The following is a 17,281-nucleotide window of genomic DNA, read 5'->3' as shown; positions in this document are numbered from 1 at the left end:
GGTTTGAAGAGATTTTTGAAGAGTATTAAGGAGCAAAACGGATGCAGACTGCTTCGGGAACATGGAAGTCGTTGGAGAGTTCTGCTAGACGACCATTGTCACAATTACGTTTAAAGACAGTTGCATTGTCAGAGTCTTGGTGGACAGCAATGAGAAATTTTTGGTCAGGTGTCAAATCAAAATCACGTGGAGTCTGACCATGTGTTGGAACGATTTCTAATAACTCTAAGCTACCGTCCGCAAGGATTGTATATACTGCGATAGAATCATGACCACGGTTAGAAGCGTAGAGGTATTTACCGTCTTTAGAGAGACGAATAGCAGCAGTAGCATTAAAACCTTCGTAAGCTTCTGGTAAAGTTGAAATCACTTGCATGCGTTCAAATTCACCAACGCCATCGTAGATTAAAATCTCGATAGTACTATTGAGTTCACAAATGAGATAAGCGATTTTATAGTGGTTATGGAAAACGATATGACGAGAACCAGCTCCAGGAATACTATTGTAGGTATAGAGTTTAGATAATTTCCCTTCTTGATCAAGGTCATAAGTGATAACTTGGTCAGTACCCAAATCACAGGTCACTAGATAGTGGTCAGGTGTTAAATCTGTATAGTGAACATGGGGGGAAGCTTGATTTTCATGTGGACCTTGGCCACTGTGTTGATCTACATCACTAAGTAAAAGACTCCCATCATTCTGACGTTTATAAACCAGTACCTGTCCTTTATGGTAGTTGGCTGCGTAAACCAAATCACGCTTTTCATCGACAGCAACATAACAGTGGGGGGCTCCTTTTTCAACGACGTGATTTAATAAAGTCCCGTCAGTTTGATAGGCTGCAATTCCCCCCTTATCGTCTTGACTACCAACGGTGTATAAATGTTGGTGCTGGTCAAAGGCAAGGTAGGTTGGACTTGGCTCAGCTGCAAAAAGTTCTAGGTTTGAAAGCTGACCAGTTTCTGTATCAAAGTCAGCCGTGTAAATCCCTTGGGAAGTCCGACGTGTATAAGTTCCAAAATAAACAGTTTCTTTCATAACGTTACCTCTATATAAAGATAAGACTATTATATCACAAAAACAAGCCAATTAAAGACATCCAATTAGATGTAAGCACTTTAAAAAAGAGTTATTTTGATTTAAAAATGGTATAATGAGAGAACGATAGAAAGGAAGTATTTATGGAACAAAAAGAGAAACATTTTAGCCTGTCTTGGTTTTTCAAGTGGTTTTTGGATAACAAGGCCATTACGGTATTTTTGGTAACCTTATTATTGGGACTGAATCTTTTTATTTTAAGTAAGATTAGTTTTCTATTTTCATCTGTTTTAGACTTTTTGGCAGTCGTGATGCTGCCAGTTATTCTATCTGGTTTACTATATTATTTATTAAATCCTATTGTTGATTGGATGGAGAAGCATAAGGTTAATCGTGTTATAGCTATCACTATTGTCTTTGTTATCATCGCTCTCTTTATCATTTGGGGCTTGGCAGTCGCCATTCCAAATCTGCAACGTCAGGTTTTAACCTTTGCAAGAAACGTTCCTGTTTACTTAGAAGATATAGATAGGATTGTTAATGGATTGGTAGCCCAGCACCTGCCAGATGATTTCAGACCTCAGTTAGAGCAGGTTTTGACAAACTTCTCAAGTCAGGCTACAGTTTGGGCAAGTAAGGTTTCATCTCAGGCAGTCAACTGGGTGAGTGCCTTTATTAGCGGGGCATCTCAAGTGATTGTTGCCTTGATTATCGTTCCTTTCATGCTCTTTTATCTCTTGCGTGATGGGAAAGGCCTGCGTAACTATTTGACCCAATTCATGCCAAGAAAATTGAAAGAACCTGTAGGACAAGTTTTATCAGATGTGAATCAACAGTTGTCCAACTATGTTCGAGGGCAAGTAACAGTAGCTATTATTGTAGCAGTAATGTTTATGATCTTCTTTAAAATCATTGGTCTCCGTTATGCAGTTACGCTTGGTGTTACTGCTGGTATTCTAAACCTGGTTCCTTATCTTGGTAGCTTTCTAGCCATGCTTCCTGCCCTAGTATTGGGCTTGATTGCTGGGCCAGTCATGCTTTTAAAAGTGGTGATTGTCTTTATCGTAGAACAGACTATTGAAGGCCGTTTTGTCTCTCCATTGATTTTGGGAAGTCAATTAAACATCCATCCCATTAATGTTCTCTTTGTCTTGTTGACTTCAGGATCTATGTTTGGTATCTGGGGAGTCTTACTCGGTATTCCAGTTTATGCCTCTGCTAAGGTTGTCATTTCAGCCATTTTCGAATGGTATAAGGTAGTTAGTGGCCTATATGAACTAGAGGGTGAGGAAGTCAAGAGTGAACAATAGTCAACAGATGTTGCAGGCTTTGGAAGAGCAAGATTTAGCCAAGGCTGAGCATTATTTCGTCAAAGCTTTAGAAAATGATTCAAGTGACCTTCTGTATGAGTTGGCAACTTATCTTGAAGGGATTGGTTTTTATCCTCAGGCCAAGGAAATTTACCTGAAAATAGTAGAGGATTTCCCAGAGGTTCATCTTAATCTAGCTGCAATTGCTAGCGAGGATGGTCAAATCGAAGAAGCCTTTGCTTATCTTGAGGAAATCCAAGCTAACAGTGACTGGTATGTTTCGGCTTTGCTTCTTAAGGCAGATCTTTACCAGTTGGAAGGTTTGACTGATGTGGCGCGTGAGAAATTGCTGGAGGCTTTGACCTACTCAGAGGATCCTCTCTTGATATTGGGTTTGGCAGAGTTGGATAGTGAGTTGGAAAATTACCAAGAGGCCATTCAAGGCTATGCCCAGTTAGATAATCGTACTATTTATGAGCAAACGGGCATTTCCACCTATCAACGAATTGGTTTTGCCTATGCCCAGTTAGGGAAATTTGAAACGGCTACTGAGTTTTTAGAAAAAGCCCTGGAGTTAGAATACGATGACCTAACAGCTTTTGAGTTGGCCAGCCTTTACTTTGATCAAGAAGAATACCAAAAAGCCACCCTTTACTTTAAGCAGCTTGATACCATTTCTCCTGACTTTGAAGGCTATGAATATGGTTATAGCCAGGCCTTACATAAGGAACATCAAGTTCAAGAAGCCCTGCGTATCGCTAAGCAAGGCTTAGAGAAAAATCCCTTTGAAACTCGCCTCTTGCTAGCTGCTTCGCAATTCTCTTATGAATTGCATGATGCAAGTGGGGCAGAAAATTATCTCCTAACAGCTAAAGAAGACGCTGAGGATACAGAAGAAATCTTGCTTCGTTTAGCCACTATTTATCTGGAGCAGGAGCGTTATGAGGATATTCTAGACTTGCAGAGCGATGAGCCAGAAAATCTCTTGACCAAGTGGATGATTGCTCGTTCCTATCAAGAAATGGACGATTTGGATACTGCCTATGAGCATTACCAAGAGTTGGCAGGAGATTTAAAGGACAATCCAGAGTTTTTGGAACACTATATCTATCTCTTGCGTGAATTGGGCTACTTTGAGGAAGCAAAAGTCAATGCACAAGCTTACTTAAAACTGGTTCCAGATGATGTGCAAATGCAAGAATTATTTGAGAGATTGTAAGAATGTTTAAACATATAGAACTGTAGTTTATCTCTTTTGATAGCTACGGTTTTTATTTGTATATGGTAGAATCTTTTTACAAAAATACTTGGTAATCTTGTTTATTCATGCTATAATAGGAACAATTACTTTTAGGAGGTGCAGTATGTCTTATTTATTTGAGATATTACCGAGTTTACTGAATGGTGCGAGCACGACTGTACAGGTCTTTGCACTGGTCTTGCTATTTTCGATTCCCTTGGGCGTTTTGATTGCCTTTGCCTTGCAAGTCCATTGGAAGCCCCTCCATTATCTGATTAACATTTACATCTGGGTTATGCGAGGAACCCCCTTACTCTTGCAACTGATTTTTATCTATTATGTGCTCCCAAGTATTGGGATTCGTTTAGACCGCCTTCCTGCAGCTATTATTGCCTTTGTTCTCAACTATGCAGCTTACTTTGCAGAAATTTTCCGTGGGGGAATTGACACTATTCCAAGAGGACAGTATGAGGCTGCCAAGGTCTTAAAGTTTAGCCCTTTTGACAGAGTGCGCTATATTATCTTGCCCCAAGTGACCAAGATTGTTCTTCCTAGTGTCTTTAATGAAGTTATGAGTTTGGTCAAGGATACTTCTTTGGTCTATGCTCTCGGAATTTCAGACCTTATCTTGGCTAGTCGAACAGCTGCTAACCGCGATGCTAGTCTAGTTCCTATGTTCTTGGCAGGAGCCATTTATTTGATTTTGATTGGGATTGTGACAATTATTTCCAAAAAAGTTGAGAAGAAGTATAGTTATTATAGATAGGAGGCTGCCATGTTAGAATTACGAAATATCAATAAAGTCTTTGGAGACAAACAAATCCTGTCTAATTTCAGTCTAAGTATTCCTGAAAAGCAAATCCTGGCTATCGTTGGACCTTCTGGTGGAGGTAAGACAACTCTTTTACGTATGCTTGCAGGTCTTGAAACCATTGATTCAGGGCAAATCTTTTATAATGGACAACCTTTAGAGCTGGATGAATTGCAGAAGCGCAACCTACTGGGATTTGTCTTCCAAGATTTTCAACTATTTCCTCATCTATCAGTTCTGGAAAATTTGACTTTATCGCCTGTGAAGACCATGGGAATGAAGCAGGAAGAGGCTGAGAAGAAGGCGAGTGGACTCTTGGAACAGTTAGGACTAGGAGGACACGCAGATGCCTATCCCTTCTCACTATCTGGTGGGCAGAAGCAGCGGGTGGCCTTGGCGCGTGCTATGATGATTGACCCGGAAATTATTGGCTACGATGAACCAACTTCTGCCCTGGATCCAGAATTACGTTTGGAAGTGGAGAAGCTAATCTTGCAAAATAGGGAACTTGGGATGACCCAGATTGTGGTTACCCATGATTTGCAGTTTGCTGAAAATATCGCAGATGTATTATTGAAAGTAGAACCTAAATAGGAGGAAAAATGGATGAAAAAATGGATGCTTGTATTAGTCAGTCTGATGACTGCTTTGTTCTTAGTAGCTTGTGGGAAAAATTCTAGCGAAACTAGTGGAGATAATTGGTCAAAGTACCAGTCTAACAAGTCTATTACTATTGGATTTGATAGTACTTTTGTTCCAATGGGATTTGCTCAGAAAGATGGTTCTTATGCAGGATTTGATATTGATTTAGCTACAGCTGTTTTTGAAAAATACGGAATCACGGTAAATTGGCAACCGATTGATTGGGATTTGAAAGAAGCTGAATTGACAAAAGGAACGATTGATCTGATTTGGAATGGCTATTCCGCTACAGACGAACGCCGTGAAAAGGTGGCTTTCAGTAACTCATATATGAAGAATGAGCAGGTATTGGTTACGAAGAAATCATCTGGTATCACGACTGCAAAGGATATGGCTGGAAAGACATTAGGAGCTCAAGCTGGTTCATCTGGTTATGCGGACTTTGAAGCAAATCCAGAACTTTTGAAGAATATTGTCGCTAATAAGGAAGCGAATCAATACCAAACCTTTAATGAAGCCTTGATTGATTTGAAAAACGATCGAATTGATGGTCTATTGATTGACCGTGTCTATGCAAACTATTATTTAGAAGCAGAAGGTGTTTTAAACGATTATAATGTCTTTACAGTTGGACTAGAAACAGAAGCTTTTGCGGTTGGAGCCCGTAAGGAAGATACAACCTTGGTTAAGAAGATAAATGAAGCTTTTTCTAGTCTTTACAAGGACGGCAAGTTCCAAGAAATCAGCCAAAAATGGTTTGGAGAAGATGTAGCAACCAAAGAAGTAAAAGAAGGACAGTAAGATAAAATAGTGGCTGAGACTACGTTTTGATTAGCAAAACGTAGTTTTTTTGTAATCTAGGAAAACGATAATAGCGATTGAATCTGGATAATTGAATATGGAATAGCCCACTGTGATTTCTAAAACATTGTTAAAAATTGATTTGACTTCCAAAATTAAAATGTTCTGTAATGAAATGCTGATGTAACTGTTTTAGAAACAATAAAACGCATAATATCAAGGTTTTTGCACCTTACATTATGCGTTTTTGTAATTTTAAGACTTGTTAGCTGATTTTTTACAATCCAGCAAAGTCCTTGATTTCTTGTGCTGACATTGAAGAGTCGCAACGGACGTTGATTTGTCCATCTGCAACGTGAACAAATCCTGGTACAGTTGGGATTCCGTAGCGTGAGCGGAATGCTTGCAACTCATTGAGTTGGCTTGCTTCTTCACTATTGATGAAGTAGATGTGAGCTTTGGTTTCAGCTACGACACCTGCCAAAGTACCAGCAAATTTACGGCAGTAAGGGCAAGTTTTGCGACCGATAAAGAAGGTTGCAGTTTCTTTATTATCAAGAGCTTCTTGCGCACGCGCAACTGTAGTGACTTCAAGGTCTTTGATATTATCTAAAAATTGTTCCATGAGATTACCTCGCTTTCATTGATAAATCTAGTATGCCATAAAGTTTCTAAAATTGCTTAGATTTGATACGAAAAAAAGATAAGATTGTTTGGTCTCATCTTTTATAGGATTTTATTTTACAAAAGCATTGATTTCTGCTTCGATGTTCGCAATTTTAGCTTGTGATTCTTCGTTTGTTTCCCCTACAACTGCAATGTAGAACTTGATTTTTGGTTCTGTACCTGAAGGGCGAACAGCAATCCATGAACCGTCAGCAAGTGTGTATTTCAACACATCGCTTGGAGGAGTTGTCAAGTTTGTAACAGTACCGTCAGCAGTAGCTGTTTGAGCTTTGAAGTCTTCTACGACAGTGATAGCTGTTGTGTTCCATTCTTTTGGAGCATTGTTACGGAATTTAGCCATAATCGCTTTGATTTGTTCAGCACCATCGACACCTGAAAGGGTAACAGAGATTGTCTTTTCTGCGTAGTAGCCGTACTCTTTGTAGATTTCTTCGATACCGTCAGCAAGTGTCAAACCACGTGAACGGTAGTAGGCAGCAAGTTCAGCAACGACAAGAACAGCTTGGATAGCGTCTTTATCACGTACAAATGGTTTAATCAAGTAACCGAAGCTTTCTTCAAATCCCATCATGTAAGTGTGATTGTGTTTTTCTTCGAATTCTTGGATTTTTTCAGCGATAAATTTGAAACCTGTCAGAACGTTGAACATAGTTGCGCCGTAGCTTTCAGCAATCTTTGTTACCAAGTCAGTTGATACGATAGATTTGCAAAGGGCTGCATTTTCAGGAAGAGTTCCAGCATTTTTATGAGCTTCCAAGATGTATTTAGCCATGATAGCACCGATTTGGTTACCTGAAAGGTTGAGGTAGCTACCATCTTTTTGAAGAACTTCAACACCAACACGGTCAGCGTCTGGGTCAGTTGCGACAAGAACATCTGCACCAACTTGACGACCAAGTTCTTCAGCAAGGGCAAAGGCTGCTTGGCTTTCTGGGTTTGGAGATTTTACAGTTGAGAAGTCTGGGTCAGCAGTTGCTTGCGCTTCAACAACTTGAACAGAGTCAAATCCTGCTTGGGCAAGAGCACGACGAGCCAACATTTCCCCAGTACCATGAAGTGGTGTGTAGATAATCTTCATGTCTTTACCAAATTCTTCAATCAAGGCTGGGTTGATGTTTACGTCCTTAACTTCTTTAAGGTATTCAACATCGACAGCTTCGCCGATAACTTCAATCAAGCCAGAAGCTTTTTCAGCTTCCACATCAGCAACTTCAACTGCAAATGGGGTTTCGATTGCACGGATATAAGTAGTCAAAGCGTCTGCGTCGTGTGGAGGCATTTGTCCACCGTCTTCACCGTAAACCTTGTATCCGTTAAATGGAGCAGGGTTGTGGCTGGCTGTGACCATGATACCCGCGAAACAGTTGAGGTGACGAACTGCAAATGAGAGTTCTGGAGTTGGACGAAGGCTTTCAAATACGTAAGATTTGATGCCGTGTTTAGCAAGAACTGCCGCAGATTCAAAGGCAAACTCAGGTGAGAAGTGACGGCTATCGTAGGCAATTGCGACACCGCGTTCTTTTTCGTTTCCACCTTTTGACTCAATCAAACGAGCCAATCCTTCAGTAGCTTGACGAACAACGTAGATGTTGATGCGGTTTGTACCAGCACCAATCAAGCCACGCATACCTGCAGTACCAAATTCAAGATTTGTATAGAAGGCATCTTCCTTTGTTTTTTCATCCATATTTTCCAAATCTTGACGAAGGTAGTCAGGAAGCTCCGCAAAATCAACCCATTTCTGGTAATTTTCTTGGTAAGACATTAAAATTCTCCTTTTTGTAAATTGTTTTAACCGTTCACATTATAGCACTTTTTAGCATTTTAGTAAAACGGTAGCATAAGTTTTTAGTCAATGAGCGAAGAAGACTGTACTATTCATAATTTTGATTTAAGTGTGTTCATTACAAACCGAAATGACAAGTCAAGTTTATCCTATTTGTAGTCTCTAAAAAATTGAAATTAAACCTTATTCGTTGTATAATTTAAAATGAGGATTATTATATAAGATCTGTTATAATATATATCTTTTGATATATATATATATGGAGGTAGTCATGAATAGTCCAGAAAAACAATTAAAATACAGTATTCGAAAAGTAAGTGTCGGTGCAGCTAGTGTTGTCATTGGGGCGCTCTATCTTTTGATGGGAGCTGGGATTGCTCATGCTGAGGGCGTGGAGTCAGCGAGGGAAGCTGAGAGGACAGCAAACCCGACAGATCCAGGACAGTCTGGAATTGGAGAGCCAGAAAACAAGACTGACCTCAGTCATACTGATGCAGCAGCAAACACCTATAATGCTCCCGTAGCTGACAATCCGCTAGTAACTCCAGAAAGTACGAAACCTCGTACTCGTAGTAAAAGAGAATTAGCTGATGGGGAGTCAAGTGATTCATCGAATGGAGCTACAGGAACTGAATCAGAGCCGACTTCTGGAAATGAGGGAGGTTCAGACACAGCAGATACTGATTCAGATTTACTGGATGCCAATCGTAAGGGTGACACAGTAAAAGAACACCAGCCCGGGGTCATTGTGCCTAAAGATGGAGAGACAGGTGGGGATGATAAGAATGCCCATCTGAAATTTGATACTCCTAAGGAAAATCTGACTCTCGAACAATTATGGGATATTGTAAAAAATATGCCAGACGACTTCCAAAATAATGAACGTTCTTACTTGCGTAGTATGAACACCCTTGGGGATGCTCTTAGATTTAAAAACGGCAAAGTCAGTGAAGATGGTACAGGAGATAAATTACAAGATGGTGAAATAAGAGAACTTGATTCTTTCGGTGGATGGACAGCGATTGCAGGTAAAGATGGCAGACCAGGTAAATTCGTTATTGGTAAGAAAAATGCAGATGGTTACTTTACAGGTTGGTATAAGAAAGAAGATGGTACGATTGAACAAGGTGGTATGCTTGGGGCAGATGCCTTAGATAACATCTTTGTGCACGAACAAGCATTAGACCGTCGTTTTAAATACATGCTTATGCTTGTTAAAGGACGTACACGAGCTAATCGTGACGAGACGGTTTCAGATAATTCGAAGTATGATCCACGTGCTCAAAATGAACGTGCTAATAAGAACTCCACCGAATTTAAGAATCTCCCATTTTTAGAAAAAGATAAGTATAATAAATATTCTCCAGGTGTAGTTGGATATAATGGGATAGAGAAGCAGTTTACTGCCTTTTCTCCTGGCTTCGGAAGCCGTGTTCGTGTGGAATTTGTGACAGGATATATCTCAGATATTAATGGTTCTAAAGGAACCTATCGAGTAGTCATTAAAACTAAGGATACTGCTGGCCAAGAGAAGACGGTATACGATGAAACCATTCACCGTGTAGCCGAAATCGTTCAAAATGAAAACTTGTACAAAAAAGGTTTAAATGTAGAACTGGCGAATTTCCAAATTTCCAAATTTTTTAAAGATGAGTTTAAATCTCGTGTTAATAAAATTCGTAATGAGAAAATAAAATTTACTCCATTACACCGTAAACCCAGAAGAGATTATACAGAAGAAGATACCAAACTGTACAATCAATTGGAAGCAGAAGCTACGGAAGAAGCTAAAAAACAAGGCGATATTGTGCTGAATGTTGACCAGAATACCATGCACATAAAAAATTCAGCAAAAAGAGATTCAGAATGGAAGAAAACTTTTACACACTCATCGCAGTCAACTACAAAGCTATCAAACGAATTAAATAATTTATTGAAAGTTGCTGATAAAGATACTCCTAATACCCCAACTTGGCTAGACTCAAGCACTCCTCCAGCTAAAGCTGATGACAGAGCATATAGACTACTCACTACTCTTATACCAGGTGCTAAGAAAATTACCTATCATGTTAAGGATGATCAGCTAGAAGTAGAAACAGAAAAATACACCTATCTCGCCGCTAGAAATGGTAGTAAGGAAGTGGGTATTCAAGGGTCAGATATAGAAGCAACTGCAAGTGCGGAGACATATAATGTTAATCCCCAAACCTTTGAGAGAGACAATACAAATACAAAAGCGAATAATCTTAATCATGGTTGGGCTAGATCTGATTCTGAAGAGTTCAAACATTTCTCACACTTTGTAGGGGTAGACAAAGGAATTGTGCGAACGAAGGTACTGACTGATAAAGAACTATCGGAAAAGATTAAGGACGCAGTGGGTCCTGGAAATAGCAATCTAGGAAAAGGTGGCTACTTCTCTACTGGGGATGTTTTATTAGGAAAAGATGTTGTTTCTTATACCGTACAAGTATTTTCAGAGAATAATGAAAGAGTAGGGGTAAACCCTCAAAGTCACCGTGTTCAGTATAATCTCCCAATTCTAGCTGACTTTTCAGTCATCCAAGATACTGTGGAACCATCACGAACCGTTGTTGAAAAAATCATTCCAAAACTAAATATTCCCGAAGAAGAGAAAAAGAAAATAACCGAAAAAATCAAGGAAAAGAAGAAAACCTCAGAATTGGCAGACCTAATCTCAGGAAATGTGAAAGTTCGCTATGTTGATGAACAAGGGCGTTTGCTATCATTGAAAAATGATACTGGAATTGGAGAAAAAGAAAGTGCCGGAACCTACATTACCAATAAAAAACAACTGATTGGTACGAGTTATGATGTCACAGATAAAAAACTCAGTAGCATGACTACTACTGATGGGACATATTATACTTTTAAAGAACTAGCCGCAAATTCTGAAAGTTTAACTGGGAATATTGTAAGCGAAGGTAGAACAGTGACCTTAGTTTATAAAGAAAGCGAAGCGCCAACCACTGCTACAGTAACAGCCAATTACTACAAAGAAGGCACCCAAGAGAAGTTGGCAGAGTCTGTTGTAAAAGCTGATTTAGCGATAGGTTCTCAGTATACTACAGAAGCAAAAACTATTGAAGGGAAAACAACAACTGAGGACAAAGAAGACCGAGTTATCACAAGGAAAACAACATACACCTTGGTAGCAACCCCTGCAAATGCCACAGGAACTGTACCAGAAGACGGTGCAACCGTTAACTACTACTACCGTGAGAATGTTGAAGAAACAGTGGTTCCTAAAACAGAAGATGTTCAAGAACGCAAAACCGTTACTCGTACCATCAAGTATGTCGATAAAGCCAACGAAACAACAGAAGTAGGTAGCCCAGTTACGCAAACAGTTGAACTAACAAGAACCAACAAGCGTAATAAAGTGACAGGTAAAGTAACAGCAGGAGACTGGTCAACAGGTACATGGGGTTCTCAAGACTCTCCAACTGTAACCAACTATGACGCCCCAGATAAGGCAACTGTAGCAGAAGCAACTGTAACGTCAACAACTACAGATACAACCGAAGTAGTGAAATACCCACAAGCTACAGAAGATGTTAAAGAAAGCAAAACTGTTACCCGTACCATCAAGTATATAGATGCGACTGATGAAACAACAGAAGTAGGTAGCCCAGTTACGCAAACAGTTGAATTAACAAGAACTAACAAGCGTAATAAAGTGACAGGTAAAGTAACAGCAGGAGACTGGTCAACAGGTACATGGGGTTCTCAAGACTCTCCAACTGTAACCAACTATGACGCCCCAGATAAGGCAACTGTAGCAGAAGCAACTGTAACGTCAACAACTACAGATACAACCGAAGTAGTGAAATATCCGCAAGCTACAGAAGATATTAAAGAAAGCAAAACTGTTACCCGTACCATCAAGTATGTAGATGCGACTGATGAAACGACAGAAGTAGCTAGACCAGTTACGCAAACAGTTGAATTAACAAGAACTAACAAGCGTAATAAAGTGACAGGTGAAGAAACAGCAGGAGACTGGTCAACAGGTACATGGGGTTCTCAAGATTCTCCAACTGTAACCAACTATGACGCCCCAGATAAGGCAACTGTAGCGGAAGCAACTGTAACATCAACAACTACAGATACAACCGAAGTAGTGAAATACCCACAAGCTACAGAAGATGTTAAAGAAAGCAAAACTGTTACTCGTACCATCAAGTATGTCGATAAAGCCAACGAAACAAAAGAAGTGGCTGACTCAGTTACGCAAACAGTTGAATTAACAAGAACCAACAAGCGTAATAAAGTGACAGGTAAAGTAACAGCAGGAGACTGGTCAACAGGTACATGGGGTTCTCAAGATTCTCCAACTGTAACCAACTATGACGCCCCAGATAAGGCAACTGTAGCGGAAGCAACTGTAACATCAACAACTACAGATACAACCGAAGTAGTGAAATACCCACAAGCTACAGAAGATGTTAAAGAAAGCAAAACTGTTACCCGTACCATCAAGTATGTAGATGCGACTGATGAAACAACAGAAGTGGCAACACCAGTTACGCAAACAGTTGAATTAACAAGAACCAACAAGCGTAACAAAGTGACGAAAGTCGTGACAGAAGGTGAATGGACAACAGGCAACTGGGACGAAAAAACTTCACCATCAGTAGAAAACTATGACGCCCCAGATAAGGCAACTGTAGCGGAAGCAACTGTAACATCAACAACTACAGATACAACCGAAGTAGTGAAATATCCGCAAGCTACAGAAGATATTAAAGAAAGCAAAACTGTTACCCGTACCATCAAGTATGTAGATGCGACTGATGAAACGACAGAAGTAGCTAGACCAGTTACGCAAACAGTTGAATTAACAAGAACCAACAAGCGTAATAAAGTGACGAAAGTCGTGACAGAAGGTGAATGGACAACAGGCAACTGGGACGAAGTCGTATCGCCAGAAATTGAAAATTATGGTAAACCAGATTTACCAAAAGTATCGAATGCAGAAGTAACAGCAGATTCAAAAGGTACGACTATTTTGGTAAGGTATGACCGTTTATCAAGACCAGAAAAACCAATTCCAGAAAAACCAGAAATTCCAAGTCCTCAGGAACCAGGTGCTCCAGGTGAACCGACTCCAGACAAACCAAACCCACAACCAAATCCAGAGCATCCAAGTGTTCCGACACCAAACCCAGAACTACCAAATCAAGAGACTCCAATACCAGAGCTAACTCCAGAACCAGGTGCTCCAAAAACTGAAATTCCAGTGAGTCCAGACCCAGAAGTTCCGACTTCTGAGACAAATAAAAGAGAGGAATTGCCAAACACAGGTACAGAAGCGAATGCTACCTTGGCTAGCGCTGGTATCATGACCTTATTAGCTGGTCTAGGATTAGGATTCTTCAAGAAAAAAGAAGATGAAAAATAATAGATTTTAGAATCTAGGAACAAGGAAAAGCTCACAGATGTGTGCTTTTTCCTGGTTTTGAGAACGAGGTCTTTCGAGAAGATTAAAAACGCTTACAAGTCCATTAGACTGGGAAACTCTGAATCCTATTTTTTTAAAAATATTTCCAGAAATCAGTTGCTAAATAGGGTAAAAATTGATAGAATAAAGAATATCTAAAAAATTTTAAGGAGAATCTAGCAAATGGATTTCACATGGGCACTGAAATATGCCACTGAATTTTTGGGAACTGCCATTTTGATCATTCTTGGGAATGGTGCAGTTGCCAACGTTGAACTTAAAGGTACGAAAGGTCACCAAAGTGGCTGGCTCGTCATCGCTGTTGGTTATGGTATGGGGGTTATGATTCCAGCCTTGATGTTTGGTAACGTATCTGGGAACCACATCAACCCTGCTTTCACTCTAGGACTTGCAGTTAGCGGTCTTTTCCCTTGGGCACAAGTGGTACCTTACATTATCGCGCAAGTCTTGGGGGCTATCTTTGGTCAAGCCTTAGTTGTGGCAACACACCGTCCATTCTACTTGAAAACTGAAAACCCAAATAACATCTTGGGAACTTTCTCAACTATTTCAAGTATTGACCATGGTACAAAAGAAAGTCGCTATGCAGCAACTGTCAATGGTTTGATTAATGAGTTTGTTGGTTCATTTGTTTTGTTCTTTGCAGCTCTCGGTTTGACTAAAAACTTCTTTGGTGCTGAAGTGCTTCAATACATGAAACAAATGGCAACACAAGCAGGACAGACAGTTGATTTTTCTGACTTGGCTATTAAAGCACAGGTGACTCCACACACTGCTTCAGGACTTTCTGTGGCTCACTTGGCACTTGGATTCCTCGTTATGGCTTTGGTAACATCACTTGGAGGACCTACAGGACCTGCCTTGAACCCAGCTCGTGACTTGGGGCCACGTCTCCTTCATGCTTTCCTTCCAAAATCAGTTCTTGGTGAGAATAAAGGCGATTCAAAATGGTGGTATTCTTGGGTACCAGTAGTAGCACCTATTGCAGCAGCAATTGCGGCAGTAGCTGTATTCAAATTCCTTTATCTCTAAGAAATAGCTCCTTTAACATTTGAGTGAGCACCATTTATAAGTAAGAGAGGATCAGATTGGTTCTCTCTTTTTGATTTTTCAGGGAAATGAAAGAAAATCGACACAAACTCCTCTCCAGCAGTGGTTTAAAAGTCTCAGTGGGTTATTCCAACTTTAATGGGCTATAGTAGGTTGCAGTTGAAATAATAGACCCTTTTTCTCAAACATTGTGAGAAATTAGTTTGAATTCCCCAATCAAATTGTGCAGTTTTCATTCTACTATATATTATATTATCGGAGATGGGTTCCCTATCTTGTAAGTCTGCTTTATAGTGGGTTGAAGTTGGAATAGTCCGCCCTTCTTTCTCGAACATTGTGAGGAATTGATTTGCCTTCCTCAACAAAATGTTCAGTTTCTATTTCATTTTACTATAAAATAAGCGATTAGGGGGGCTATTCTTCGACCTACATTGACTCTGCTGAGTCCTATGATTGTTATCGTTTTATCTGCAATTTTATACTCAATGAAAATCAAAGGGCAAACTAAGAAGCTAGCCGCAGGTTGCTCANNATAGAACTGACGAAGTCAGCTCAAAATAGTGTTTTGAGGTTGTAGATGAAGAGGTTGGGCAAAAACTCGACTTTAGGAAAAAATGAAGTAAATCTCCCCACAATAAAACGCATAGTACCAAGGTTTCTCTCAAGACCTGATACTATATGTTTTTCTGATTGCAAAGACTTTTTGACCAGTCTCAACTATACCTAAGGTAAGGCGATGCTGACGTGGTTTGAAGAGATTTTCGAAGAGTATTAAACCGATGTTGTGAGTAACTTTTACCTAACTTCCTAGTTTGCTTTTGTAGTATAAACCAGAGATTGTTTACATTTTCAGCAAGTGAGTGGATGAATAATGCTGAAAACTCCTTTAAGGATAAGTCTATTTAGTACTTTCTATTAGTTAGTTAAATTTTTACCAAGAATAATTCACAAAAACGTTGTAAAACACTTGCAATTTAGCTGAAATTTGATAAAATAGTAAGGAAAGTTAGACTGTATTGCCTACTGTCTATCTATAAAATATATTTTATTGGAGGCTTTTACTCAAATGGCAAAAGAAAAATACGATCGTAGTAAACCACACGTTAATATTGGTACTATCGGACACGTTGACCACGGTAAAACTACCCTAACTGCAGCTATCACAACTGTTTTGGCACGTCGCTTGCCTTCATCAGTTAACCAACCTAAAGACTATGCGTCTATCGATGCTGCTCCAGAAGAACGCGAACGCGGTATCACTATCAACACTGCACACGTTGAGTACGAAACTGAAAAACGTCACTACGCTCACATCGACGCTCCAGGACACGCGGACTACGTTAAAAACATGATCACTGGTGCCGCTCAAATGGACGGAGCTATCCTTGTAGTAGCTTCAACTGACGGACCAATGCCACAAACTCGTGAGCACATCCTTCTTTCACGTCAGGTTGGTGTTAAACACCTTATCGTCTTCATGAACAAAGTTGACTTGGTTGACGACGAAGAATTGCTTGAATTGGTTGAAATGGAAATCCGTGACCTATTGTCAGAATATGACTTCCCAGGTGACGATCTTCCAGTTATCCAAGGTTCAGCTCTTAAAGCTCTTGAAGGTGACTCTAAATACGAAGACATCGTTATGGAATTGATGAACACAGTTGATGAGTACATCCCAGAACCAGAACGTGACACTGACAAACCATTGCTTCTTCCAGTCGAAGACGTATTCTCAATCACTGGACGTGGTACAGTTGCTTCAGGACGTATCGACCGTGGTATCGTTAAAGTCAACGACGAAATCGAAATCGTTGGTATCAAAGAAGAAACTCAAAAAGCAGTTGTTACTGGTGTTGAAATGTTCCGTAAACAACTTGACGAAGGTCTTGCCGGAGATAACGTAGGTGTCCTTCTTCGTGGTGTTCAACGTGATGAAATCGAACGTGGACAAGTTATCGCTAAACCAGGTTCAATCAACCCACACACTAAATTCAAAGGTGAAGTCTACATCCTTACTAAAGAAGAGGGTGGACGTCACACTCCATTCTTCAACAACTACCGTCCACAATTCTACTTCCGTACTACTGACGTTACAGGTTCAATCGAACTTCCAGCAGGTACTGAAATGGTAATGCCTGGTGATAACGTGACAATCGACGTTGAGTTGATCCACCCAATCGCCGTAGAACAAGGTACTACATTCTCTATCCGTGAGGGTGGACGTACTGTTGGTTCAGGTATGGTTACAGAAATCGAAGCTTAATTCGATTTAGTTCCCAGAAGAACAATTATTTAAGTCAGACACTGAAAGAATCTTGCATTGCAAGGTTCTTTTTTTCAAATATTGAACTAATACTCAATGAAAATCACAGAGCAAACTAGGAAGCTAACCGCAGGCTGCTCAAAACATGTTTTTGAGGTTGTAGATAA

Annotated in this window: 11 protein-coding genes and 3 pseudogenes; 11 read left to right on the top strand and 3 right to left on the bottom strand. The window is 40.0% G+C overall.

Annotated elements, in window-relative coordinates; all coding sequences use genetic code 11:
* Window positions 1-25: 25 nt before the first annotated feature.
* Window positions 26-1,039 (bottom strand): lactonase family protein, encoded by a 1,014-nt coding sequence (locus HT691_RS04385; protein WP_054392643.1) that lies wholly within the window; start codon window positions 1,037-1,039, stop codon window positions 26-28.
* A gap of 143 nt (window positions 1,040-1,182) precedes the next feature.
* Here HT691_RS04385 and HT691_RS04380 point away from each other — a divergent pair, with 143 nt between their 5' ends.
* The 5 genes from HT691_RS04380 to HT691_RS04360 all read left to right on the top strand — a co-directional run bounded on the left by HT691_RS04380 (window position 1,183) and on the right by HT691_RS04360 (window position 5,843).
* On the top strand, window positions 1,183-2,349 hold the full coding sequence (locus tag HT691_RS04380) for an AI-2E family transporter (protein ID WP_172921645.1): 1,167 nt from the start codon (window positions 1,183-1,185) through the stop codon (window positions 2,347-2,349).
* On the top strand, window positions 2,339-3,568 hold the full coding sequence (locus HT691_RS04375; RefSeq protein ID WP_023933466.1) for a tetratricopeptide repeat protein: 1,230 nt from the start codon (window positions 2,339-2,341) through the stop codon (window positions 3,566-3,568). The genes HT691_RS04380 and HT691_RS04375 overlap by 11 nt, the downstream gene beginning before the upstream one ends.
* Before the next feature lie 145 nt (window positions 3,569-3,713).
* Window positions 3,714-4,355: an amino acid ABC transporter permease gene (locus tag HT691_RS04370; protein WP_000120830.1), complete on the top strand. Its 642-nt coding sequence runs from the start codon at window positions 3,714-3,716 to the stop codon at window positions 4,353-4,355.
* A 9-nt stretch (window positions 4,356-4,364) separates the two neighbouring features.
* The gene (locus HT691_RS04365; RefSeq protein ID WP_023933467.1) at window positions 4,365-4,994 is read left to right on the top strand and encodes an amino acid ABC transporter ATP-binding protein; all 630 of its coding nucleotides are present in this window, start codon (window positions 4,365-4,367) and stop codon (window positions 4,992-4,994) included.
* 12 nt (window positions 4,995-5,006) lie between these two features.
* Window positions 5,007-5,843 carry an amino acid ABC transporter substrate-binding protein gene (locus HT691_RS04360; RefSeq protein WP_023933469.1) on the top strand — a complete coding sequence of 279 codons (837 nt, stop codon included), beginning with the start codon at window positions 5,007-5,009 and terminating at the stop codon, window positions 5,841-5,843.
* Window positions 5,844-6,120: 277 nt separating this feature from the next.
* Here HT691_RS04360 and HT691_RS04355 read toward each other — a convergent pair whose 3' ends face one another.
* Entirely contained in the window at window positions 6,121-6,468 is a 348-nt protein-coding gene (locus HT691_RS04355; RefSeq protein WP_023933471.1) for a thiol reductase thioredoxin, read from the bottom strand.
* Between the two features lie 111 nt (window positions 6,469-6,579).
* A complete protein-coding gene (locus HT691_RS04350) occupies window positions 6,580-8,295 on the bottom strand; it encodes a phospho-sugar mutase (RefSeq protein ID WP_172921646.1) in 1,716 nt (571 codons plus the stop codon).
* Between the two features lie 280 nt (window positions 8,296-8,575).
* On the opposite strand from HT691_RS04350, the pseudogene HT691_RS11515 reads away from it, so the two are divergent.
* The 6 genes and pseudogenes from HT691_RS11515 to tuf all read left to right on the top strand — a co-directional run.
* Window positions 8,576-8,692 (top strand): annotated as a pseudogene (locus HT691_RS11515) (YSIRK-type signal peptide-containing protein); the annotation flags it as partial.
* Between the two features lie 1,816 nt (window positions 8,693-10,508).
* Window positions 10,509-11,666 (top strand): annotated as a pseudogene (locus HT691_RS04335) (MucBP domain-containing protein).
* Window positions 11,576-12,979 (top strand): annotated as a pseudogene (locus HT691_RS04330) (hypothetical protein); the annotation flags it as partial. The pseudogenes HT691_RS04335 and HT691_RS04330, both read left to right, overlap by 91 nt.
* Before the next feature lie 102 nt (window positions 12,980-13,081).
* Window positions 13,082-13,741 carry an LPXTG cell wall anchor domain-containing protein gene (locus HT691_RS11630; RefSeq protein ID WP_031243583.1) on the top strand — a complete coding sequence of 220 codons (660 nt, stop codon included), beginning with the start codon at window positions 13,082-13,084 and terminating at the stop codon, window positions 13,739-13,741.
* Window positions 13,742-13,963: 222 nt separating this feature from the next.
* Entirely contained in the window at window positions 13,964-14,833 is an 870-nt protein-coding gene (gene gla, locus HT691_RS04325) for an aquaglyceroporin Gla (protein ID WP_172925266.1), read from the top strand.
* A 1,084-nt stretch (window positions 14,834-15,917) separates the two neighbouring features.
* Window positions 15,918-17,114, top strand: a complete 1,197-nt coding sequence (gene tuf / locus HT691_RS04320) for an elongation factor Tu (protein ID WP_001040724.1) — start codon at window positions 15,918-15,920, stop codon at window positions 17,112-17,114.
* Window positions 17,115-17,281: the final 167 nt, after the last annotated feature.

The organism is Streptococcus sp. 477, assembly GCF_013277295.1.
Classification (GTDB): domain Bacteria; phylum Bacillota; class Bacilli; order Lactobacillales; family Streptococcaceae; genus Streptococcus; species Streptococcus pseudopneumoniae.
This window is presented reverse-complemented; position numbering and strand designations above follow the sequence as displayed.